16 protein-coding genes are annotated in these 21,057 nt (G+C 65.7%); 11 read left to right on the top strand and 5 right to left on the bottom strand.

The genetic code is table 11. From position 1 onward, the window contains the following. Positions 1 to 302 precede the first annotated feature (302 nt). Positions 303 to 1,232, top strand: coding sequence for a class I SAM-dependent DNA methyltransferase (locus U0023_RS12440; RefSeq protein WP_009491395.1), 930 nt, complete (start codon positions 303 to 305; stop codon positions 1,230 to 1,232). A gap of 77 nt (positions 1,233 to 1,309) precedes the next feature. Here U0023_RS12440 and U0023_RS12445 read toward each other — a convergent pair whose 3' ends face one another. Further along, positions 1,310 to 2,128, bottom strand: coding sequence for an SDR family oxidoreductase (locus tag U0023_RS12445; RefSeq protein ID WP_009491394.1), 819 nt, complete (start codon positions 2,126 to 2,128; stop codon positions 1,310 to 1,312). A 178-nt stretch (positions 2,129 to 2,306) separates the two neighbouring features. On the opposite strand from U0023_RS12445, the gene U0023_RS12450 reads away from it, so the two are divergent. After that, entirely contained in the window at positions 2,307 to 4,943 is a 2,637-nt protein-coding gene (locus U0023_RS12450) for a ligase-associated DNA damage response DEXH box helicase (protein ID WP_009491393.1), read from the top strand. Next, positions 4,940 to 5,641, top strand: coding sequence for a ligase-associated DNA damage response endonuclease PdeM (gene pdeM, locus U0023_RS12455; protein WP_009491392.1), 702 nt, complete (start codon positions 4,940 to 4,942; stop codon positions 5,639 to 5,641). The genes U0023_RS12450 and pdeM overlap by 4 nt, the downstream gene beginning before the upstream one ends. A 126-nt stretch (positions 5,642 to 5,767) precedes the next feature. Here the strand turns inward: pdeM and U0023_RS12460 are convergent, their stop codons facing one another. The 4 genes from U0023_RS12460 to U0023_RS12475 form a co-directional block, all read right to left on the bottom strand. Beyond that, entirely contained in the window at positions 5,768 to 6,823 is a 1,056-nt protein-coding gene (locus U0023_RS12460) for a nitrilase family protein (RefSeq protein WP_245272923.1), read from the bottom strand. Then, the gene (locus tag U0023_RS12465) at positions 6,820 to 7,581 is read right to left on the bottom strand and encodes a TIGR02186 family protein (RefSeq protein ID WP_009491390.1); all 762 of its coding nucleotides are present in this window, start codon (positions 7,579 to 7,581) and stop codon (positions 6,820 to 6,822) included. Before U0023_RS12465 ends, U0023_RS12460 begins: the two co-directional genes overlap by 4 nt. Beyond that, on the bottom strand, positions 7,578 to 8,507 hold the full coding sequence (locus U0023_RS12470) for a sulfite exporter TauE/SafE family protein (RefSeq protein ID WP_040638420.1): 930 nt from the start codon (positions 8,505 to 8,507) through the stop codon (positions 7,578 to 7,580). The genes U0023_RS12465 and U0023_RS12470 overlap by 4 nt, the downstream gene beginning before the upstream one ends. A 103-nt stretch (positions 8,508 to 8,610) precedes the next feature. Continuing rightward, positions 8,611 to 11,787, bottom strand: a complete 3,177-nt coding sequence (locus U0023_RS12475) for an SEL1-like repeat protein (protein WP_009491388.1) — start codon at positions 11,785 to 11,787, stop codon at positions 8,611 to 8,613. Positions 11,788 to 12,151: 364 nt separating this feature from the next. Between U0023_RS12475 and U0023_RS12480 the strand changes: the two genes are divergently transcribed. The 8 genes from U0023_RS12480 to U0023_RS12515 all read left to right on the top strand — a co-directional run bounded on the left by U0023_RS12480 (position 12,152) and on the right by U0023_RS12515 (position 20,984). Further along, complete coding sequence (locus U0023_RS12480) at positions 12,152 to 12,562, top strand: MerR family transcriptional regulator (RefSeq protein ID WP_009491387.1); 411 nt, start codon at positions 12,152 to 12,154, stop codon at positions 12,560 to 12,562. 448 nt (positions 12,563 to 13,010) lie between these two features. After that, a complete protein-coding gene (locus tag U0023_RS12485; RefSeq protein WP_009491386.1) occupies positions 13,011 to 14,804 on the top strand; it encodes an acyl-CoA dehydrogenase C-terminal domain-containing protein in 1,794 nt (597 codons plus the stop codon). A gap of 137 nt (positions 14,805 to 14,941) precedes the next feature. Beyond that, positions 14,942 to 16,150: an acetyl-CoA C-acetyltransferase gene (locus tag U0023_RS12490; RefSeq protein WP_009491385.1), complete on the top strand. Its 1,209-nt coding sequence runs from the start codon at positions 14,942 to 14,944 to the stop codon at positions 16,148 to 16,150. Positions 16,151 to 16,174: 24 nt separating this feature from the next. Further along, entirely contained in the window at positions 16,175 to 18,382 is a 2,208-nt protein-coding gene (locus U0023_RS12495; RefSeq protein ID WP_009491384.1) for an FAD-dependent oxidoreductase, read from the top strand. Between the two features lie 171 nt (positions 18,383 to 18,553). Next, entirely contained in the window at positions 18,554 to 19,063 is a 510-nt protein-coding gene (locus U0023_RS12500) for a DinB family protein (protein WP_009491382.1), read from the top strand. Continuing rightward, positions 19,060 to 19,608 (top strand): thioesterase family protein, encoded by a 549-nt coding sequence (locus U0023_RS12505; protein WP_009491380.1) that lies wholly within the window; start codon positions 19,060 to 19,062, stop codon positions 19,606 to 19,608. Before U0023_RS12500 ends, U0023_RS12505 begins: the two co-directional genes overlap by 4 nt. 46 nt (positions 19,609 to 19,654) lie before the next feature. Next, positions 19,655 to 20,278, top strand: a complete 624-nt coding sequence (locus U0023_RS12510; protein ID WP_009491378.1) for a 2-hydroxychromene-2-carboxylate isomerase — start codon at positions 19,655 to 19,657, stop codon at positions 20,276 to 20,278. Positions 20,279 to 20,285: 7 nt separating this feature from the next. Continuing rightward, positions 20,286 to 20,984, top strand: a complete 699-nt coding sequence (locus U0023_RS12515; protein WP_009491376.1) for an aspartate/glutamate racemase family protein — start codon at positions 20,286 to 20,288, stop codon at positions 20,982 to 20,984. Positions 20,985 to 21,057 lie beyond the last annotated feature (73 nt).

Consider the following 21,057-nt stretch of genomic DNA (forward strand, 5'->3'; position numbering starts at 1 on the left):
CGGATCAGGCTGTGCAACGATATAGCCAAGGTTCATCCCCCTGTCAAGAACAAAGTGAGAACATAACGTTGCCCTCGCCACCTCTTTACGTCATGGCCGGGCTTGTCCCGGTGATCCCGATCGGACAAGCGCGGCGCTTCACACAAGCGGGATGGCCGGCACAAGGCCGGCCATGACGTGGCCGGGGGCGTGCCCTTCTTCCAATCGCAATGACCGCCCCGCGATCCGGCCCGTGCCTCCGGCACGCGTGCCGCAGCTGGCGCGCCATTGACAGCCCTTCGGCTCTCCCGCATCCAAAGGCCATGTCATCGACCTCCTCCGTTCGATCCTCCGGCGACTTTCTGGCCGACCGTCGCTACGAATATGCCCGCGGGGCTTTCGACGAGCGCGACTTCGCGGCCGCTGCCGATCTCGCCCGGCAGGTGCTCGAGCTTGCTCCGGATTTTGCGGCCGCCCACGCGATGCTGGGGCGCTCTCTCGCCGAATTGGGGGCACGGGAGGAGGCGGTCGAGGCTCTGCATCGGGCTCTTGCCCTGGAGCCCGAGGATGCGCTGGGCGTGCGCCTCGATCTCGCCAGGCTCGGCGCGGTGGCGCCCGACGAGGCGATCACCGACGGCTATGTGCGGGCGCTCTTCGACGATTACGCGCCGAAGTTCGACCGCCATCTGACCGGGAGTCTCGCCTATCGAGGTCCGGCACTGATCGCTGAGGCCCTGCGCCGGACCCGTTCCAGGCAGATCCGGGATTTCCGGTTCGGGCTCACCTTCGATCTGGGCTGCGGCACCGGGCTGATGGCGCAGGAAATCGCCGGCCTCTGCGCCGGGATCGTCGGCGTCGATCTCTCACCGCGCATGCTGGAGAAGGCCGAAAGGACGAAGCTCTACGATGCCCTGCACGAAGGGGAGCTCGTTGCCTTCCTGAGCGGGCGTGAGACGTACGAGGCCGATCTCGTCGTGGCGGCCGACGTGTTCGTCTACATGGCAGCGCTCGATGGGGTTTTCCGGCAGGCGCATCGGGTGCTGAAGCCCGAGGGCCTCTTCGCCTTCACGGTTCAGGCCCATGAAGGCGACGGCTATATTCTCGGCGACGATGCCCGGTACGCGCACAGCGAGCCTTACCTTCGCCGGCTCGCGGACAGCCTGGGGTTCACGCCCATCGTCTTCGAACGCGCCTCGACGCGGGAGGATCGTGGCGTGCCGGTGCCCGGGTTTCTGGTGGTGCTGCAGCGTTAAGAAACGACAGGGCGACCTGCTTCGGCACGCTCACCTCTCCCTGAGGGAGAGGTGAGCCGATGTCTCATCCGGTCGGTCTACTGCGCCGGCGTCGAGGGATGCGGGGCGCTCTCGTAGCAGCCCATCACCGACTGGTCGAAATCGATCACCGAGCCGGTCATCATGCCGGATTCCGAACTGCACAGGAAAGCCACGGCGCGGGCCACTTCCTTCGGCTCGAGAAGGCGGCCGAATGGCTGTTCCTTCATGGCCTTCTCCAGCCATCCGTCCTGGGCGCCGTGATAAAGCCGTATGATCCGGTCCTCGCCCGGCGTGTTCATCCAGCCGATGTTCAGGGCGTTCACGCGGATGCGCCAGGGCATGAGGCTGAAGGCGGCGTTCTTGGTGAGGGTGGCGAGCGCGCCCTTCGAGCCGCTATAGGCCGTGATGAAGGGCTGGCCCCCATGGGCCGACATGGACAGGATGTTGACCATGGCGCCCTCGATCTTCTCGCGCCGCATGATCTTGGCGGCCTCCTGCATCAGGAAGAACGGCGCACGCACATTGACCGCGAACATGCGGTCGAACAGCTCCGGGCTGGTGTCGAAGATCGTGCCGCGGTCGGTGATGCCGGCGGCGTTCACCAGCGCGTCGACGCGCCCGAACACGCTGTCCGCCCGCGCGGTGACCTGGCGCGCCTCCTCGACGCTTTCGAGATCGGCCTGCACGAACTCCGTGTGGCATCCCTGGCCCGAAATCTCCCGCGCGACGGCGTGTCCGCGCTCCGCGTTGCGGCCGCAGATCACGAGCCCCTTGGCGCCGCGTTCGGCGAAGGTGCGGGCGATGGCCTCGCCGAGCCCTTGCGTACCTCCCGTGACGACGGCGACGGCATTCTGGAATTGGAAGTCGTCCGACATGGCATTCTGCCTTTTCATTCTCGTTGTTGGCGTCGTCCCAGCTGAAAGGATCCGACGGACGATGGCAAGCGGCCATTGGTCGGCGTTCACACCAAGGCCCGTGGCTGATATGTAACTTTATTTCTTTGACTCGGGAAGTCACTGGCGAAAGGCCCGTCGCACCTTATGTTCAGGACCCATGTCGCAAGCGTCCCTTCTCCCGAAAATCTTCCGTGACTGGTTCAAGAGCCGAGGCTGGGCGCCGCGCGAGCACCAGCTTGAACTGCTCGCCAAGGCCCGGCAGGGACGGTCCGTGCTGCTCGTGGCGCCCACGGGAGCGGGCAAGACGCTCGCCGGGTTCCTGCCGAGCCTCGTGGAGCTGGCCGAGAGGGGGCCGGGGCGGGGCACGGCGAAGGACAGGCGAGGGCTCCACACCCTCTACATCTCGCCGCTCAAGGCGCTTGCCACCGACGTCGCCCGCAATCTCGAAACGCCCGTGCAGGAGATGGGGCTGCCCATCCGCATCGAGACGCGCACGGGCGATACGCCCTCCCACAAGCGCGCCCGGCAGATCGAGCGTCCGCCGGACATCCTGCTGACCACCCCGGAGCAGCTCGCGCTCCTGCTCGCCCATGCGGAGGCGCGGGAGTTTTTCAAGGACCTGCGCCGCGTGGTGCTGGACGAGCTGCACTCGCTGGTCACTTCGAAGCGCGGCGACCTGCTGTCGCTGGGATTGGCAAGGCTCATGGCCATTGCCCCGGAGGCGACGGCGGTGGGGCTCTCGGCGACGGTGCGCGAACCGGACGATCTGCGGCGTTATCTGGTGCCGCAGCATTCCGCCTCCCCCTTGAGGGGAGAGGCCGCAACGCAGGTGCGGGAGGGGGTGGGAGGCGCGACCTTATCGGCGTTGGCGCTTCCATCCCATCCCGGAGCGCCTATGCACTCCGACCCTCCTCCTCAAGGGGAGGATGAAGAGCTGCTCGCCGACCTCGTCGTGGTCCAGGGCGGCGCGCAGCCCGATATCCGCATGCTCGCACTCGACGAGCGCCTGCCGCTCGCCGGCCACACGGCCTCCCTGTCGATGCCCGCGATCTACGATCTGATCCGTGCGCACAAGACCACCCTCGTGTTCGTCAACACGCGGCTGCAGGCGGAATACACGTTCCAGGAGCTCTGGAAGCTCAACGACGACAACCTCGCCATCGCGCTCCATCACGGCTCCCTCGACGTGTCGCAGCGCCGCCGCGTCGAAGAGGCGATGGCGGCGGGAAGGCTGAAGGCGGTGGTGTGCACCGCGACGCTGGATCTCGGCATCGACTGGGGTGACGTGGATCTCGTGGTGAATGTGGGCGCCCCGAAGGGGGCGTCTCGCATCATGCAGCGCATCGGCCGCTCGAACCACCGCATGGACGAGCCGTCGGAAGCCTATCTGGTGCCGGCGAACCGCTTCGAGATCCTCGAATGCCGGGCGGCGCTCGACGCGGTGCACGAGGCCGCCCAGGATACGCCGGATGCGCGCACCGGCGCCCTCGACGTTCTCTGCCAGCATATCCTCGGCATGGCCTGCGCCGAGCCGTTCAGGCTCGACGCGCTCTACGACGAGGTGCGCTCCGCCGCGCCCTATGCGGGCCTGACCTGGGAGGATTTCGAAGCCTGCGTCGCCTTCGTGGCGACGGGGGGATACGCGCTTCGCGCCTATGAACGCTTCGCCAAGATCGTGAAGGGCAAGGACGATCTCTGGCGCGTGCGCGACGCGAAGGTCGCGCAGCAATACCGGCTGAATGTGGGCACCATCGTCGAATCCAGCATGATCAAGGTGCGGCTCGGCAAGAGCGCGCGCTCGCGTCCGGGAACGGTGCTGCCGCGCGGACGAATCCTCGGCGAGATCGAGGAATACTTCGCCGAGACGCTCACCCCGGGCGACACGTTCCTGTTCGCCGGCGAGGTGCTGCGCTTCGAGGGCATCTCCGAGGACGAGGTCCTGGTGACGCGGGCAGGCTCCGGCACCGATCCGATGATCCCGTCCTACGAGGGCGGCAAGTTCCCGCTCTCGACCTTTCTCGCCGCGCGGGTGCGGGCGATCCTGGCCGATCCGTTCGAATGGGACCGCCTGCCGCCGCAGATGACCGAGTGGCTCCTGCAGCAGCGCCGCCGCTCGATCGTGCCCGGGCCGCGCGACCTCCTGGTCGAGACCTTCCCGCGCGGCAACCGCTTCTACATGACCTGCTTTCCCTTCGAGGGACGGCTCGCGCACCAGACGCTCGGCATGCTGCTGACCCGCCGGCTGGAGCGGGCGAAGCTCAAGCCGCTCGGCTTCGTGGCCAATGATTACGGCATCGCCGTGTATGCCTCGGGCGACGTCGCGGCCCGCGCCGGGCGCGACCCGACCTTCATGGACGACCTCTTCTCCGAGGACATGCTCGGCGACGACCTGGAGGACTGGCTTGCCGAATCGGCCCTCATGAAGCGAACCTTCCGCCAATGCGCCGTGATCGCGGGCTTGATCGAGCGCCGCTTTCCAGGGGAGAAGAAGACCGGCCGGCAGGTCACGATCTCGACCGATCTCGTCTACGACGTGCTGCGCAAGCACGAGCCCGACCACGTGCTGCTGCGCGCCGCGCGGGCGGATGCGGCAACGGGACTCCTCGACGTGCGGCGCCTCGGCATGATGTTAGAGCGCATCCGGGGGCGAATCATCCACAAGCCGCTCGACCGGGTTTCTCCTTTGAGCGTGTCCGTCATGCTGGAGATCGGCCGCGAGCGCGTCTATAGCGACAACGCGGACGAAATTCTGGCCGAGGCGGAAGCGGCGCTTCTCGACGAGGCTTTGGCGTGACGGCATTGCGCAAGAACAAACAGACAACACACGAGATCGAGCTGGCCGGTCAGCTGGCGCTCCTCGACCTGACCGGCGCGATGGTCCTGCCGGCGCACCACGCCATGCTTGTGGCCGACCTCCATTTCGAGAAGGGCTCGTCGTTCGCCCGGCGTGGCATGATGCTGCCGCCCTACGACACCCGCGAGACCCTGATCGCGCTCTCCGACGCGGTGTTTCGCTTCAATCCCAAGACCGTCATCGCCCTTGGCGACAGCTTCCACGACATCGGTGGGCCGGATCGGCTCGGGACCGAGGAGCGCGCCACCCTGGCCGAGGTGCAGAAGGGGCGCGAGTGGATCTGGGTGACGGGCAATCACGACCGCATCCTGCCCGACAGCATCGGGGGACAGGTGGTCGAGGAGATGGCGCTCGGGTCTCTCACCCTGCGCCATGAGCCGGCCCCAGGGGAGCAGGCGGAAATCGCCGGCCATCTGCATCCGGTCGGCAAGGTGGTGATGCGCGGGCGCGCCACCCGGAGGCGCTGCTTCCTCACGGACGGCCGGCGCTGCGTGATGCCCGCGCTCGGCGCCTATGCGGGCGGGCTGAACGCCTGCGATGCCGCCTTCCGACCGCTGTTCCCGCAGGGCTTCACCGCGCATCTCATCGGCACCGAGCGCATTTTCGCGATTGCCCGGACGATGCTCTGCCGGGATTGAGCAGAGCAGTTGTCGTCCTTTGCTGTCATGGCCGGGCTTGTCCTGACCACCTCGATTTGAAAAGCGCTGTGCTTCACTCGGTCGGGATCACCGGCCTTGTGCCGATGATGACAATGTGCCGTTGGCTTACCCAGTCTTCTTCACCACGGGCGCCTCGGAGAAGCGCGCCTGTCGCGGTGCGAGTTCGTGGCCCTGCGGCTGAGTGAGAAGGCCGTAAAGATCCGGCCGACGGCCGCGAATCCAGCGCCGGCCCGTGGCGAGCGGCAGAAGGCCGAGGTCGAGATCGGCTACCACGAGGGCGTCCTGCGCCTTCCAGGTCTCGTTGATGATGCGGCCGTAGCAATCGATGATCATGGCGTTGCCGGTGCGGACCTCGCCGTCGTCTTCGCCGACGCCGTTGGAAAAGAGCAGGAAATACCCGTTGTCGTGGGCACGGGCAGGGAGCCAGCGCAGCAGCCATTCGCGCCCTTTCGGTCCGCGGAATTCGGCTTCGATGGCTTCAGGGTCGTGATGGCGATTGTCCCATAAGGCAGGGTCGATGAGACCCATGGCCTGGGGGCTACGCGAGTGGCAGCCGCCGGTCTGGTGAGGGGCCATGACGATGTCGGCGCCCAGGAGAGCGGTGGCCCGGGCGTTCTCCACGAGGTTGTTGTCCCAGCAGATGAGAACCCCGACCTTCACGCCGAAAGGCGTGTCGAACACCGTATAGCTGTCGCCGCTGGCGATGGCGTCGTTCTCGAAGGCATGAAGCTTGCGGTGGCGGTGGACCTGCCCGTCAGGCAGGCAGACGACATAGGTGTTGAACAGGCGCCCGTCGTCCCCGCGCTCGATCAGGCCGACGCCGATGGCCATGTCGTAGCGGCCCGCGAGTTCAAGGACGGCTCGGGTCGAGGGGCCTGCGGGCACGGGCTCCGCAAGCTGTTCCAGCCTCTCGCGTCCCAGATTGCGGACATGCCAGTACCCGGTGAGGCACATCTCCGGAAAGGCCAGGACCTTGACCTGCGCCTCGGCGGCTTCCCGGACGAAGCGCTCCACCACCGACATGTTGTAGTCCTTGTCGTCGGCCTTGTGATGAAATTGAACCGTTCCACACCGGAGCATCATGGTCTGTCCCTCGTTCCTGCCGGCAGCAGGATTGCCCGCCTGTTCTGCCGCGTAAAGGGGGATGAAGGTGCCTTTCAATCCCGCCGGAAGATCGTGCTGGCGAGCCAGCCGAAGAGGAGCGCGATGAAGGCTGTGGTCAGGCCGTAGGCCAGGGACCAGTCGCGGGCGATGACGCCGATCTGTTCCTCGAAGCCGGTCTTGACCAGCTCGAAATGGGTCTGCGTGCGGGCCAGGATCACGGTGTCGGCAAAGAGCGTCACGTCGACGTCGTAATTGCCGGGCGGGGCGGTCGCCGGCAGCGCGATGGCGGCGCGGAAGATTTCGGGCGTCAGGAAGGTCACGCCGCGCTCGTCTTCCAGATACAGGCCTTCCTCGGATTTGAGCCGGTACAGCGCATCCCGGAACGGCTGGTCCGCGCCACCGCGCGCCAGCGTGAAATCGCCGGAATTGATGATTGCGCTCAGGCCGATCTTCTGGCGCTGGCGCAGCTGATCGCTCGTGATCTCCTCGATGGGCCGGGAGCTGAGCACGTTCAGGTAGGACGGAGCCGTCGGGAACTTCTGCTGATCCTGGTTGATCCAGACGGGGCCGAGCCGCTCCTTCTCGCGCACGGTGAGGAACTGGCGCGGGCCGCGAACGGTCACGACGATGTCGTAGCCCGTGGCCCGGGCGATCGTCTGCGCGTCCCGCTCGATGGCGCCGAACACGGCGATCTGCGTTCCCGTATAGTTCGAGTTGATCAGGACCCGGTGGTTCGACAGGGATGTGATGAGGGTTTCCGCGTGGGCGCAGACCATCGTGCCGAGAAGGATCAGGATGGCAGCGGCGAGCCTCACGTGCGCACCTCCTGCACCGTGATGGAGAACGGCTCATCCGGCTTCATCACGAGTTCGAGGCCGAAGCGCAGGCCGACGGCCAGCAGCAGGATGGCGAGCAGGAAGCGAAAGAGTTCCGCCCGCAGATGGCGGCCCATGCGCGCGCCGAACTGCGCGCCGAACACGCCGCCGACGATGAGCAGGATCGCCAGCACCATGTCGACGGCCTGGTTCGTCACCGCATGAAGGATGAGGGCGACGAGGGTGGTGCAGACGATCTGGAACTGGGAGGTCCCGACGACCACGTTGGTCGGCACCCGGAAGATGTAGAGCAGGGCCGGCACCACGATGAAGCCGCCGCCGATGCCCAGCAGCGCGCCGGCAAAGCCGATGAACAGCGACAGCCCGACGATCGGGATGATGCTCACATAAAGCTTGGACCGGTAGAAGCGCATGCGCAGGGGCCAGCCGAGATAGGGCGCATGCTCGCCGGCCCTGCGCCGCGGGCGCACGGCGCCGCCCTTTCGGCGGCTCCAGAATTCCCGGATGCTCTCCTTGAGCATCAGGCTGCCCACGATGGTGAACAGCGTCACGTAGGAGACGACGATGACGAGATCGAGCTGGCCGGCCCGCCGCGCGGCCGCGAAGAACCATACGCCCAGCGCCGAGCCGACGAATCCTCCCGCGACCAGGATGGCGCCGAGCTTATGATCGAGGGCGTTGCGGCGCAGCGCGCCGAGCACGCTCGTGGTCGAGGAGGCGACGATCTGCGCCGATTGAGTCGCCACAGCGACGGCCGGGGGAATGCCGAGGAAGATCAGGAGCGGGGTCATCAGAAAGCCGCCGCCGATCCCGAAAAGCCCTGAAATGAAACCGACGGCCGCACCCATCCCAAGGATGAGAAGAACGCTCACGGGCATCTCGGCGATCGGCAAATAGATTTGCACCCCGGTTCCCCCAATGGCCGGTGCAGCCATGTCGTTGTTACAGCATCATACAGGCCATGTAACGGTCATGTTCTGAACGGAAGATGACAAAGCCCGCGTGCCGTCAACTCCGGTTGCCCTGCGTCCGATCCAGGACCGCGGTCTGGCCCTGCAGCGCGGCCGGCGGCTTGTTCGCGACGGGGTCGGCGGCCCTCGGGCGCCAGAGTTCGACGGCAACCTTGGCGGCCTTCAGCTCCGCCTGGCTCATGAACACGGCGATCTCTTCGCGCTTCTGGACGGCTTCCGTGTCGCCCTGATCAGCCGCGAGGGAGAACCACTGATAGGCCTTGGAGCGATCGGGCTTCGCCCCGATCCCGCGGGCGAGCAGGATGCCCAGGTTGTACTGGCTGTCCCGCAGGCCGTATTCCGCAGCCTCCGCGTACCAGCGAAGGGCGGCGGCATAGTCCGGCTTGCCGTTCTTGCCCGAAGCGAGAACGGTGGCGAGGTTGTGCATGGAGCGGATGTTGCCGCCCAGCGCCGCCCGCTCGTACCAGAAGGCCGCCTGCTTGAGGTCGAGCGGAATGCCTTCCCCCTTCTCATGCATCATGGCAAGCCGTTCCTGGGCCGGAGGCAGGCCGGCCTGGGCGACACGCTCGAACAGACGGGCGGCGGCTTTCGTGTCCCTCGCCATGCCGCGTCCTTCCGCGGCCCGCGACGCGATCTCGTAGAGCGCCGCCGCATCGCCGGACAAGGCCGCGTGCTGCAACGATGCCGGGGTATCGACCGGGATGCCGTCGATGGTCGCCGGATCGACGAGGAATTGCCCGGCCGGCACGGGAGCCGCAGGAATGGATCCCGTGGCGAGGCTCGACGACTGGAAGAGATTCGTCTCTTCGACCGGAGGGATCTTGCGTGCCTCGTCGGCGCGCTTCGCCAGCGCGGGTTGAGCCTGCTCCTCCAGGCTTGCCGGCGTCATCGACAGGTCCTGCAGATTCCCGGTGACGGAGAGGATCTGGTACGTGCCTGCGGCCAGGATCAGGAAGGCGAGCCCGAAGAGAAGGGGACGGCGCCGGCTGTCGAGGGTCCGGCGCAGGCGCTCGAAGAAGGACCCGGGAGGGGACAGAGGATCGTCGGATTCCTGCTCGTCCGTCTCCACGAACTCCACCCCCCAGGACGAGGAGGCGCCTTCGGCCGGTGGCAGTTCCGGTGCCGTATTCTGGACGGCCCGGCGCGCCGCCGCGATGAAGTTGGCACGCACGTGCCCGAGATCGGGTTCGGGAGCCGCGTCGGGACCCTGCGCCGTGGAGGGATCCCGGACGGCGATGTCCAGGGTCGGCGGAGCGGTCTCCTCGATCTGGGTGAGGGTGGCTGTATGGAGCCTGCGCACGGCGGCTTCCAGGCGGTCCGCCGGGGGCAGCGCTTCGACCGCCGGGACGGGTGTCGTTCGGCCTGCACCGGCGATGGAGGCCGCGTTCTCGTTCGGCATGCGGGAGACGAGAGCCTCGAGCGCGTCGTGAACGGCGCGCAGGGTTTCCTGCGTCTTCTTGTCGGAACGGCTGTGCAGCGCCTTCAGCTCGACGAAGCCATGCTTGAGCGCATCGAAGTCGTCCGCCGCCGGCAGGGAGGGCCGGAGGTCGTTGAGCACCGTTCGGGCGGCGCGCTCGGCGATGCCGACCGCTTCGTCCTGAAGCGTCCTGAGATGGCCGGTGGCCTCGGCCAGGACCGTGTGCAGGGTCTCCCCGGGCATCTGCTCGAAACGCTCGGTCAGGGTTCTGATCTGCTGCTCGAGGGAATCGAGCCCCGCCGGTTGAGACGGTATCCGTCCGAGCCTCTCGTCGATGGAACGGAGCGTCTGCGCCATGTCGGCGGTGTCGGCGGGCCGGCCGAGTTCGCGCAGCTCCTGCTCGATGCGGTCGAACCGCCGCATCAGGGGCTCGTAGGAAGAGGTCTCCCGTTCGGCGACGGCTTCGATCCGCGAGGACAGCCGCTCGATGGTTCCGGTGAGCGCATCGCCACCGTCGACGCGGCTCTCCGACAGGCTCGCCATGCGCTCGGTCAGCAGCGCGAGCTGTGCGCTGATCGGGGTGAGATCGGTCGACACGGGATCCGGGCGGCGGACGAGAGCGTCGATGCGCCGGCTCAAGGTCTCCAGCTGCTCGGGAACCTTGCTCGTCTCCTGCGCGGTGGCGGTGACGTAGAGAGCCGAGCAGACATCGTCGAGGGATGTCTTCAGAGCGGTGAAATCGCTCTTGCTCACCTGGTGGAGGCGAAGCTCCGAAACCTGGCGGCTGATCATCCCGATCTCGTCGGACAGGCGGGATATCTGCTGCGGTTCGGCCCGATGGGCCAGATCCTGACGCAGGTCGACGATCTGGCCGCTGAGGAAGTCGACGACGGACCGGTCCACCCCGGTGGCGGCCAGGGTATCGACTTTGCCCTTGATGTGATCGATCTCGCGGCCGATGCGCCGGTGCAGGCCGTCGCTGACGTCCTCCGAAAGGGACTGGACCTGTTCGTAGAGCACGCTGATCGAGCTGGCGAGCGTTCGCAGATCCTTGGTCGTCGGACCCTGTTCGAGCTCCTTGCCGATGGAGCCGAGTGCGGCGCCGAGAGCCGCGATCTCGTCGCGGGTGGCCAAGCTTTCGATGCCGCTGCGCAATCCGTCGATCTCGTTCCGGATGCCTTCGACGGCCGGGGCCCAGAGGGACTGGGGCTGCTCGAGCTGCGCCGCGAGGCGGGACATGTCTGCCCGCAGGCCGGTCAGCGTCTCGGACACGGGGGCAAGCGCCTTGAGCGCTTCCTCCATGGGGAATTCGATCCGCGCCGGCGCCGCGCGTTCCGAGATCACCTGGCGCTCGACCGAGTCGAGGCGGTTCTTCAACGATGACAGGGCCTGGGACAGCACGCCGGCGATCCGGTCCTGCTGATCCACGGAGCTGCGGGTCGCCTCGTTGAGACGGATCTCGGCCTGCTCGATCCAGTTGGCCATGGATTCGAGGGCGATCGCGGTTTGCGCGGCCTGGTCCTTGGCCTGGCGCTCGCTCTCCTGCGCCACGGTCGCCATCAGGGTGTCATAATCCCGCCCGGGTGGGGAGCGGAGCGGAGGAGACACCCGGGGGATCAGGCTGTCGAGGTCGCTCCCGGCCTTCCGGTTTGGTGACGCCGGCGGGGCTTTCGTCTTTTCGAGCACGGCGGCGGTCCATTCCTCAAGGCTCATGCCGGCCCGGCGGGCCGCGGCGGCGATCAGCTCGCGGGCTTTGAGGTCCAGGTCGTCAGGTCTCGAGAGGACGGGTCGTCTCATGATGGGACTCGCGGGGGGATACTCGTGAACTGGTGTGGCTGGCATGGCCCCGTGCCGCTGCCCGCCTGACGGATCCGGGACATGAAGGGGCGAATCACGCCACTTCCAAACCCTTCGCCCGACGCCGCAACTTTTGTCCGGCGTAGTAAAAAACTCGTTAAGGGAAGAGGAGTTAGCGGCAACGATATCCGGATCTTAGCCGGCTGCCGTTGCGTCATCAGACCGGACGAGCGCCCTTTGCCTCTGCGGAACAACCGAGTTGCAATACTCTTGCAAGATGACGCGAATATGTTCTATTATTGCATTACCAAAGGATAGGTGCCAGGCACGGATCCTCCGACAATAACAATCGATGGGACGTTCCATGAATCAGTTTACCGTCACTCCCGATGCCGGCGAGGCCGGAGAGGGTGCCAAATTCTACACGATCGGCGATCTCGCACGCGAGTTCGGCGTAACGCTGCGGACCCTGCGCTTCTACGAGGATCGCGGCCTCCTGTCTCCGCGCCGGGACGGCACGGCGCGCATCTATGATGCCCGCGACCGCGAGCGTCTTTCCGTTATCCTCAAGGGAAAGCAGCTCGGCTTCACGCTCACCGAGATCCGCGCCATGGTGGCGGAGGAGAGGGCGGGGAGCGGTCCGGCCATGAACCTCAAGCTCTCTCTCGATCAGATCGAGAGCCAGATCCAGCACCTCGAACAGCAGAAGAAGGAAATCGAGGAAGCCCTGGCCGAGCTCCAGACGCGCCGCGCCGGTCTCGCGGCCGCCGCCTGAACGGCAGCGTTTCCGTCCCGGTTCAATTTCCTGCAAAGACGTCCATTCGAGAGCAGGTCGAGGCCTGCTGCCGGGTGGGCGTTACTGTTCGTCTGGGGTGAGTCTGCGCTGCCTCGCCCGGACTGAGGGTGCTCCGCCATGTCACGGCCGGCTTGTCCGGCTATCCCGCGTCGGTGAAGCGCTGCGCTTTCCCGATCGTCATCATCGGCGCGAGGCCGATGATGACGGGACAGGGGCGGACAGGGCGCTGTCCATCATCCATCAGCCAGCGGGCCTCCGAGGCGCCAGGGTCGCAGCTTGGCTGAAAACTCGACCCCTCGCTTCCACCAAAGATATTCCACCCTACCTCTTTCCAAAACGGGGATATAGTTTATATGTGAACTATATCTTTGCCCGGTGCGAATTCCTTTGGGTATTCGGCACCGGAAACCGATCTGGGAGAGTCCGAATGCCGGTCTACAAGGCCCCCGTCGAAGACGTCATGTTCCTCCTGAACGACGTGTTCCCGATTGAGCGGTACAACAATCTTCCCGGTTTTGCCGATGCGACGCCCGACATGGTGGAGGCTATTCTCGGCGAAGGCGCCAAGCTGTGCGAGGAGGCGTTCGCGCCCCTGAACCTGTCAGGCGACCAGGAGGGCTGCACTCGCAATCCGGACGGATCGGTGACGACGCCGAAGGGCTTCAAGGCGGCCTACGATGCCTATGCGGCCGGCGGCTGGATGGGGCTGGCAGCGCCCGAGGACTATGGCGGGCAGGGGCTTCCCTCCGTCCTCAATACCATCATGCAGGAATTCATCTCCTCGGCGAATCTGGCGCTCGGCATGTATCCGGGGCTGACCCAGGGAGCCATCGCGGCGCTCCTCGTGCACGGGACCGAGGAGCAGAAGAGGACTTATCTGCCGAAGATGGTGGAGGGGGCCTGGACCGGCACCATGAACCTCACCGAGCCCCATTGCGGCACGGATCTCGGCCTGCTCAAGTCCAAGGCAGTGCCGAACGGCGACGGCTCCTACGCGATCTCCGGCACCAAGATCTTCATCTCGGCCGGCGAGCACGACATGGCGGAGAACATCGTCCATCTGGTGCTCGCCCGCATCGAAGGAGCGCCGGCCGGCACCAAGGGCATCTCGCTCTTCGTCGTGCCGAAATTCCTCGTCAACGCCGACGGCTCGCTCGGTGACCGCAACGGCGTCTCCTGCGGCTCCCTCGAGCACAAGATGGGCATCCACGGCAACGCTACCTGCGTGATGAATTACGATGGCGCCAAGGGCTGGCTCGTCGGCGAGGCGAACCGCGGCCTCAACGCGATGTTCGTGATGATGAACGAGGCGCGGCTCGCGGTCGGCGTCCAGGGATTGTCGCAGTCCGAGGTCGCCTATCAGAACGCCGTGGCCTACGCGAAGGATCGCCTGCAGGGCCGCTCGCTCACGGGTGCGAAGTTCCCCGACAAGCCGGCCGATCCGATCATCGTGCATCCGGATGTGCGCCGCACGCTTCTCTCGATCAAGGCGTTCAATGAGGCGGCACGCGCGCTCGTCGTCTGGACGGGGCTCAACAGCGACATCGCGCATCGCTCGTCGGACGACGCGCAGCGCCAGACCGCCGAGGATTACATGGGCCTGATGACGCCCGTGGTGAAAGGCGTGCTGACCGATCTCGGCTTCGACAATGCCGTCAAGGCGCAGCAGATGTTCGGCGGCCACGGCTATATCGAGGAATGGGGCATGTCGCAGTTCGTGCGCGATGCCCGCATCGCCATGATCTACGAGGGCGCCAACGGCATTCAGGCCATGGATCTCGTCGGCCGCAAGCTCGGCAAGGACGGCGGACGCGCCGTCATGGCCTTCTTCAACGAGGTCGGCGCCTTCTGCCAGGAGAATGCCGGCGACGAGACCCTGAAAGCCTACATCGCTCCCCTGCAGCAGGGGCTCGGCCATCTGCAGCAGGCGACCATGTGGTTCATGCAGAACGCCATGGCGAAGCCCGACAATGCGGGTGCGGGCGCCACCGACTACATGCACCTCTTCGGCCTCGTGGTGCTGGGCTACATGTGGGCCAAGATGGCAAAGGCCGCACAGGCGAAGAAGGCGCAAGGCAACGGCGTCGCCGACAGGATGGATGCGAAGCTTCTCACGGGACGCTTCTTCATGGAGCGCATGATGCCCGAGACCGGGATGCGCCTCGCGCGCATTTCCGCCGGTGCGGACACCACCATGGCGCTGCCGATGGAGGCCTTCTAACCGACATATATCATCCCGGCCGGAGCATGAGCGAAGAGCCGGGATCGCATGACGAGTATAGTGCCTAATTCTGACAACGATCCCGAGCCGCGCTTCGCTTGCCCGGGATGACGCCGAAACAAATCTGGGAGGCCGCCATGGCTGAAGCCTATATCTACGACGCCGTTCGCACGCCGCGCGGACGCGGCAAGCCGGATGGGTCATTGCACGAGGTTCCGGCGGTCGATCTCGCCGTGACGGCGCTCGACGCGATCCGCAAGCGCAACGAGATCGATCCGATGCTGGTGGAAGACGTGGTGCTCGGCTGCGTCGATCCCGTCGGCGAGGCCGGCGGCGACATTGCGCGTGCGGCCGCTTTGAAGGCAGGCTTCGGCAAGGAGGTGCCGGGCGTGCAGATCAACCGCTTCTGCGCCTCGGGCCTGGATGCGGTGAACTTCGCCGCCGCGCAGGTCATGTCCGGCATGAAGGACATCGCCATCGGCGGCGGCGTCGAATCCATGAGCCGCATCGGCATGGGCGCATCGGGCGGCGCATGGCCGGTCGATCCCGGCATTGCCATTCCGACCTACTTCCTGCCCCAGGGCATCTCGGCGGATCTGATCGCGACGAAATACGGCTTCTCGCGCGATGACGTCGACGCCTATGCGGTCGAGTCGCAAAAGCGTGCCGCGAAGGCATGGGACGAAGGGCGGTTCGCCAAATCGATCGTGCCGGTGAAGGACGTCAACGGCATCACGATCCTGTCGAAGGACGAGCACATGCGGCCGCAGACCGACATGCAGTCGCTCGGCCAGCTGAAAGCCGCCTTCGTCCAGATGGGCGAAATGGGCGGTTTCGACGCCGTCGCCATCGCGGCTCATCCGGACGTGGAATTCGTCAACCATGTGCATCACGCGGGCAATTCGTCGGGCATCGTAGACGGTGCGGCGGCCGTGCTCGTGGGCTCGAAGCAGGGCGGCGAGAAGATGGGCATGAAGCCGCGCGCGCGCCTCAAGGGCTTTGCCTCCATCGGCTCCGACCTCGCGCTGATGCTCACCGGCCCCATCGACGTGTCGGAACTCGCCTTGCGCAAGGCCGGCATGACCAAGGACGACATCGATCTCTTCGAGATCAACGAGGCCTTCTCGTCGGTAGTGCTGCGCTACATGCAGGCCATGGATCTCGACCCAGCGAAGGTCAACGTGAACGGCGGCGCCATCGCCATGGGCCATCCGCTCGGCGCCACCGGCGCCATGATCCTGGGCACGGTGCTCGATGAGCTCGAGCGCACGAACAAGCAGACGGCCCTGATCACGCTGTGCGTCGCCGCCGGCATGGGCACGGCTGCGATCATCGAGCGGGTTTGAGAAAGCGGGAAGGGGAGAAATACCATGACGAACGTCACCAATTTCCGCTTCGAGGTCGATGCCGACGGAATTGCGCTTGCGACCTGGGACATGCCCGGCCGCTCCATGAACGTGATCACGCCCGAGGTGATGGGCGAGCTGGAGCAGATCATCGAAAAGGTCGCTGGCGACGAAGCGATCAAGGGCTGCGTCATCACCTCGGGCAAGGAGGCTTTCTCCGGCGGCGCGGACCTGACCATGCTCCAGGGCCTCGGCGCCGAATACGGGCGCCTCGCGAAGGAGAAGGGCGAAGAGACCGCCATGCAGTTCTTCTTCGAGGAATCGCGCAAGCTCTCGCTGCTCTATCGCCGTCTCGAAACGAGCGGCAAGCCTTTCGCGGCTGCCGTTCATGGCGTGTGTCTCGGCGGCGCCTTCGAGCTGGCGCTCGCCTGCCACTTCCGGGTTCTCTCCGACGTGGATTCCACCCGCGTCGGATTGCCGGAGGTGAAGGTCGGGCTGTTCCCCGGCGCCGGCGGCACGCAGCGCGTGGCACGTCTCATGCAGACCGGCGACGCTTTGCAGATGCTGTTCAAGGGCGAGCAGATCCGTCCGCTCATGGCGCGCAACATGGGGCTCGTTCATGCGGTCGCGCCACGTGATGCGATCGTTCAGACGGCAAGGGACTGGATCAAGCAAGGTGGCTCTGCCGTCGCCCCCTGGGATCAGAAGGGCTACAAGCTGCCCTCCAACAAGGTCTATTCCGCGGCCGGCATGCAGATCTGGCCGCCGGCGAACGCCATCTATCGCCGCGAGACGCAGGACAATTACCCGGCGATCCGCGCGATCCTCGAATCCGTGTATCAGGGTTTGCAGCTGCCGATGGATCTTGCCCTGAAAGTGGAATCGCGCTGGTTTGCCAAGATCCTGCGCTCGAAGGAAGCGGCGGCGATGATCCGCACGCTCTTCATCTCCATGCAGGATCTCAACAAGGGCGCCCGTCGCCCCAAGGACGTGCCGCCGTCCAGCCTGAAGAAGGTGGGTGTCGTCGGCGCAGGCTTCATGGGCGCCAGCGTGGCCTACGTCACGGCCAATGCCGGACTCAACGTCGTGCTCATCGACCGCGACATTGAAGCGGCCGAGAAGGGCAAGGCGCATTCGCACAAGCTCATGTCGGACCAGATCATGAAGGGCCGCGCCAAGACGGCGGATCGCGATGCGCTGTTATCCCGCATCAAGGCGTCCGCCGATTACGGCGATCTCGCCGATTGCGATCTCGTCATCGAGGCCGTGTTCGAGGACCCCAAGGTCAAGGCCGAGGTGATCGGAAAGGTGGAGGCCGCGATCCGGCCGGATTGCATCTTCGCGTCCAACACCTCGACCCTACCGATCTCCGGTCTCGCCAAGCAGTCGAAGAGGCCGGACCAGTTCATCGGCATTCATTTCTTCTCGCCCGTCGAGAAGATGATGCTGGTGGAGATCATCATGGGCAAGGAAACCGGTGACAAGGCGCTCGCCACCGCACTCGACTATGTGCGGCTGATCAAGAAGACGCCGATCGTGGTCAACGATTCCCGCGGCTTCTTCGCGAACCGTTGCGTGCTGGCCTATATTCTCGAAGGCCACCTCATGTTCACCGAGGGGCTGCCTGCGGCCATGATCGAGCAGGCGGGCAAGCAGGCCGGCATGCCGGTCGGCCCGCTCTCGCTCAACGACGAGGTGGGCGTCGATCTCGGCCTCAAGATCCTGCGCGCCACGAAGGCCCAGCTGGGCGAAACGTCCATCGTGCCGGAGCAGGAAGAACTGCTCACGACCCTGGTGGAGAAGGAAGGCCGTCTCGGCCGCAAGAACCGGAAAGGCTTCTACGATTATCCGGAAGGCGGGCAGAAGCGCCTCTGGCCGGGCCTGACGGATCTTCAGGCGAAGCATGTGGAGGCCGAACTGGTCGACATGCAGGAGCTGAAACAGCGCCTGCTCGTCACGCAGGCCCTGGAGGCCGCGCGCACCTTCGAGGAGGGGGTGATCACCGATCCGCGCGAGGCGGATGTGGGCTCCATCCTGGGCTTCGGTTTCGCGCCTTATACGGGCGGCGCCCTGTCCTACATCGACTTCATGGGCGCGAAGGCCTTCGTGGACTTGTGCCGGAGCCTGCAGGCCAAGCACGGCGACCGCTTCGCCCCGCCGAGGATCCTGCTCGACATGGCCGCCTCCGGCGACACGTTCTACGGCCGCGCCGGAGCAAAGAAGGCGGCTTGATCAAATACGCTGGATCGTTTCCAGAACATGGCGCGACCGGCCCTCTCCCCCCCAAGGGGGAGGGGACATCCGCGCTACTCTCGTCCGACGATCCGGGATCTTCGCTGCGCTTCGGCCGGGATGACGATAAGGTGTCGCTTCAACATCGGGACGATCTGAAGGAGCCTTTCCATGAAACCGCACTTTGCCATGATGGCGGGCTACAATGCATGGTGCAACGAGCGCGTCTACGATGCCGCCGCGCAGCTTTCCGACGCCGACTACCGCGCGGATCGCGGCGCTTTCTTCAAATCGGTCCACGGCACCCTGAACCACCTCCTCGCCACGGACCGGATCTGGCTGAAGCGCTTTACGGCGCAGGGCGAGGCGCCGAACCGGCTCGATGCGGTCCTGTTCGAGAATTTCGATGATCTTCGGGACGCGCGCCGGAAGGAAGACGAGCGGATCGTCGCCTATATCGAGGGGCTCTCCGAGGCCGATCTCGCAGGCCGCATCCGCTACAAGACGATCACGAACCCGGCGGAGATCGAGCAGCCCCTCGCGCCGGCCCTGATCCATCTCTTCAATCATCAGACGCACCACCGCGGGCAGGTGCATTGCCTGTTGACGGGCTTCGGCCTCGATGCGCCTGCTCTCGACCTGATCCTGTTCCAGCGCCAGACCGGAATGGGCCTCGCATGAACCTGTGGCTGCGCGTCCTTCAGCTGATCGTCGCCTCGTTCTTCCGGCCGAGGCTCGATCCGGTGCGGGACGTGTCACGCCTGGCCTTCCGGGTGTGGCCGCATGACCTCGACACCTCGCTCCACATGAACAACGGGCGCTACTGGACCCTCATGGATCTCGGCCGTTCCGACATCATGATCCGCTCCGGTCTGTGGCGGCCCATCTTCAGGCACGGCTGGGTGCCCGTGGTGGCGGCGGGGCAGATCCGGTTCAGGCGGGAGCTCAGGCTCTTCCGGTCCTTCACCCTTGAAACCCGTATCCTCACCTGGTCCGACAGCCATGTGGTGATGGAGCATCGGCTGGTCTCGACGGCCAGGGACGGCAGCCCGATCCTCAACGCCATCGCCCTCGTCAGGGCCGGGGTCTACGACCGCCGCAAGAAGAGCTTCGTGCCCATGAGCCGCCTGCTCGAAGAGGTCGGCATTCAGGAGAAGGCGCCTGCGGCGTCGCCCGAGGTCGAGGCTTTCCTCAGGGCCGAAGAGGCGTTGAAGAGCGCCGCCTGATGGTCCAAGGTGGGGGCACCGTTTCAGCTACCGGCGAACCGAACCCATGCCCCGCACCATCGATTACTACTTCTCCCTCGTGAGCCCCTGGGCCTATATCGGCCACGCGCCCTTCATGGAGGTCGCGCAGAAGCACGGGGTCGAGGTCAATTACAAGCCTGTCTTTCTCGGGCGGGTCTTCTCGGAAACCGGGGGCCTGCCGCTCGCTCAGCGTCATCCGGCGCGCCAGCGTTATAGGATCGTCGAACTGCAGCGCTGGCGCGAGAAGCGTGGCTTGACCTTCAATATCAATCCGAAGCACTGGCCCTTCGACGTGAACCTCGCCGACCGCTTCGTCATTGCGATCACGGCCTCCGGCAGGAGCCCGGATGCTTTCCTGCGCCGAGCCTTCGCGGCCATCTGGGAGGAGGAGCGGGACCTGGGTGATCCGCTCGTCCTGTCCGAGCTGGCGGAACAGGCGGGACTCGACTCGTCCGCGCTCATGGACGTGGTGACCGGCAGCACCACGGAGGCGATCTATGCCCTCAACCTGGAGAATGCCGTCGCGGGCGACGTCTTCGGGTCGCCGGCCTATGTGCTCGACGGCGAGGTGTTCTGGGGCCAGGACCGGCTCGAACTTCTCGACGACGCGCTGAGCTCCGGGCGCTCGCCCTATACGCCGAACCCCTGATCTCGCCATGCAGACCATCGGACTTATCGGCGGCATGAGCTGGGAAAGCTCGGCCGAGTATTACCGCATCATCAATCAGGAGGCGAACCGGCGGCTCGGCGGGGTGCGCTCGGCGCAATGCCTGATGTATTCCGTCGATTTCGAGGACATCAAGCGGATGCAGCACGAGGGTGACTGGGACAGCCTCGCACAAGCGATGCAGGAGGCAGCATCGCGCCTGGAGCGCGGCGGGGCGGATTTCATCGTCCTGTGCACCAACACCATGCACCGGGTCGCCAATGCGATTTCATCGGCCGTGAGCCTTCCGTTGCTTCACATCGCGGATCCCACGGCCGACAGGATCAGGGCTGCCGGATTCAATCGGATCGGCCTTCTCGGAACCGCTTTCACGATGGAGCAGGATTTCTACAAGGGCCGCCTGCACGAGCGTCATGGGCTCGACGTGATCGTGCCGGACGAAGAGGATCGGCGGATCGTGCACGAGATCATCTACAAGGAACTCGTGCTTGGGGTCATCAAGCCGGAATCGCGCCACGCCTACCGGGATATCATCGCGCGCCTGATCGAACGTGGCGCGCAGGGCATCATCCTCGGCTGCACGGAGATCATGCTGCTGGTCTCCGACGAGGACAGCGCTGTGCCCCTCTTCGACACGACGACGATCCACGCGGTTGCGGCAGTGGACCGGGCGTTGACGGTGGGTTGAAGCGCCCCGCTGTCAGCGCCAGCCACGTCATGGCCGGCCTTGTGCCGACCATCCCGATTTTGTGAGACGCAGC

The organism is Microvirga lotononidis, from assembly GCF_034627025.1.
In the GTDB taxonomy this organism is placed as follows: Bacteria; Pseudomonadota; Alphaproteobacteria; order Rhizobiales; family Beijerinckiaceae; genus Microvirga; species Microvirga lotononidis.

Excerpts from the sequence above, each read along its gene's own strand:
- U0023_RS12440 (WP_009491395.1), top strand. The coding sequence starts at position 303 with ATGTCATCGACCTCCTCCGTTCGATCCTCCGGCGACTTTCTGGCCGAC.
- U0023_RS12445 (WP_009491394.1), bottom strand. The coding sequence starts at position 2,128 with ATGTCGGACGACTTCCAATTCCAGAATGCCGTCGCCGTCGTCACGGGA.
- U0023_RS12450 (WP_009491393.1), top strand. The coding sequence starts at position 2,307 with ATGTCGCAAGCGTCCCTTCTCCCGAAAATCTTCCGTGACTGGTTCAAG.
- U0023_RS12475 (WP_009491388.1), bottom strand. The coding sequence starts at position 11,787 with ATGAGACGACCCGTCCTCTCGAGACCTGACGACCTGGACCTCAAAGCC.
- U0023_RS12480 (WP_009491387.1), top strand. The coding sequence starts at position 12,152 with ATGAATCAGTTTACCGTCACTCCCGATGCCGGCGAGGCCGGAGAGGGT.
- U0023_RS12485 (WP_009491386.1), top strand. The coding sequence starts at position 13,011 with ATGCCGGTCTACAAGGCCCCCGTCGAAGACGTCATGTTCCTCCTGAAC.
- U0023_RS12490 (WP_009491385.1), top strand. The coding sequence starts at position 14,942 with ATGGCTGAAGCCTATATCTACGACGCCGTTCGCACGCCGCGCGGACGC.
- U0023_RS12495 (WP_009491384.1), top strand. The coding sequence starts at position 16,175 with ATGACGAACGTCACCAATTTCCGCTTCGAGGTCGATGCCGACGGAATT.
- U0023_RS12500 (WP_009491382.1), top strand. The coding sequence starts at position 18,554 with ATGAAACCGCACTTTGCCATGATGGCGGGCTACAATGCATGGTGCAAC.
- U0023_RS12505 (WP_009491380.1), top strand. The coding sequence starts at position 19,060 with ATGAACCTGTGGCTGCGCGTCCTTCAGCTGATCGTCGCCTCGTTCTTC.
- U0023_RS12510 (WP_009491378.1), top strand. The coding sequence starts at position 19,655 with ATGCCCCGCACCATCGATTACTACTTCTCCCTCGTGAGCCCCTGGGCC.
- U0023_RS12515 (WP_009491376.1), top strand. The coding sequence starts at position 20,286 with ATGCAGACCATCGGACTTATCGGCGGCATGAGCTGGGAAAGCTCGGCC.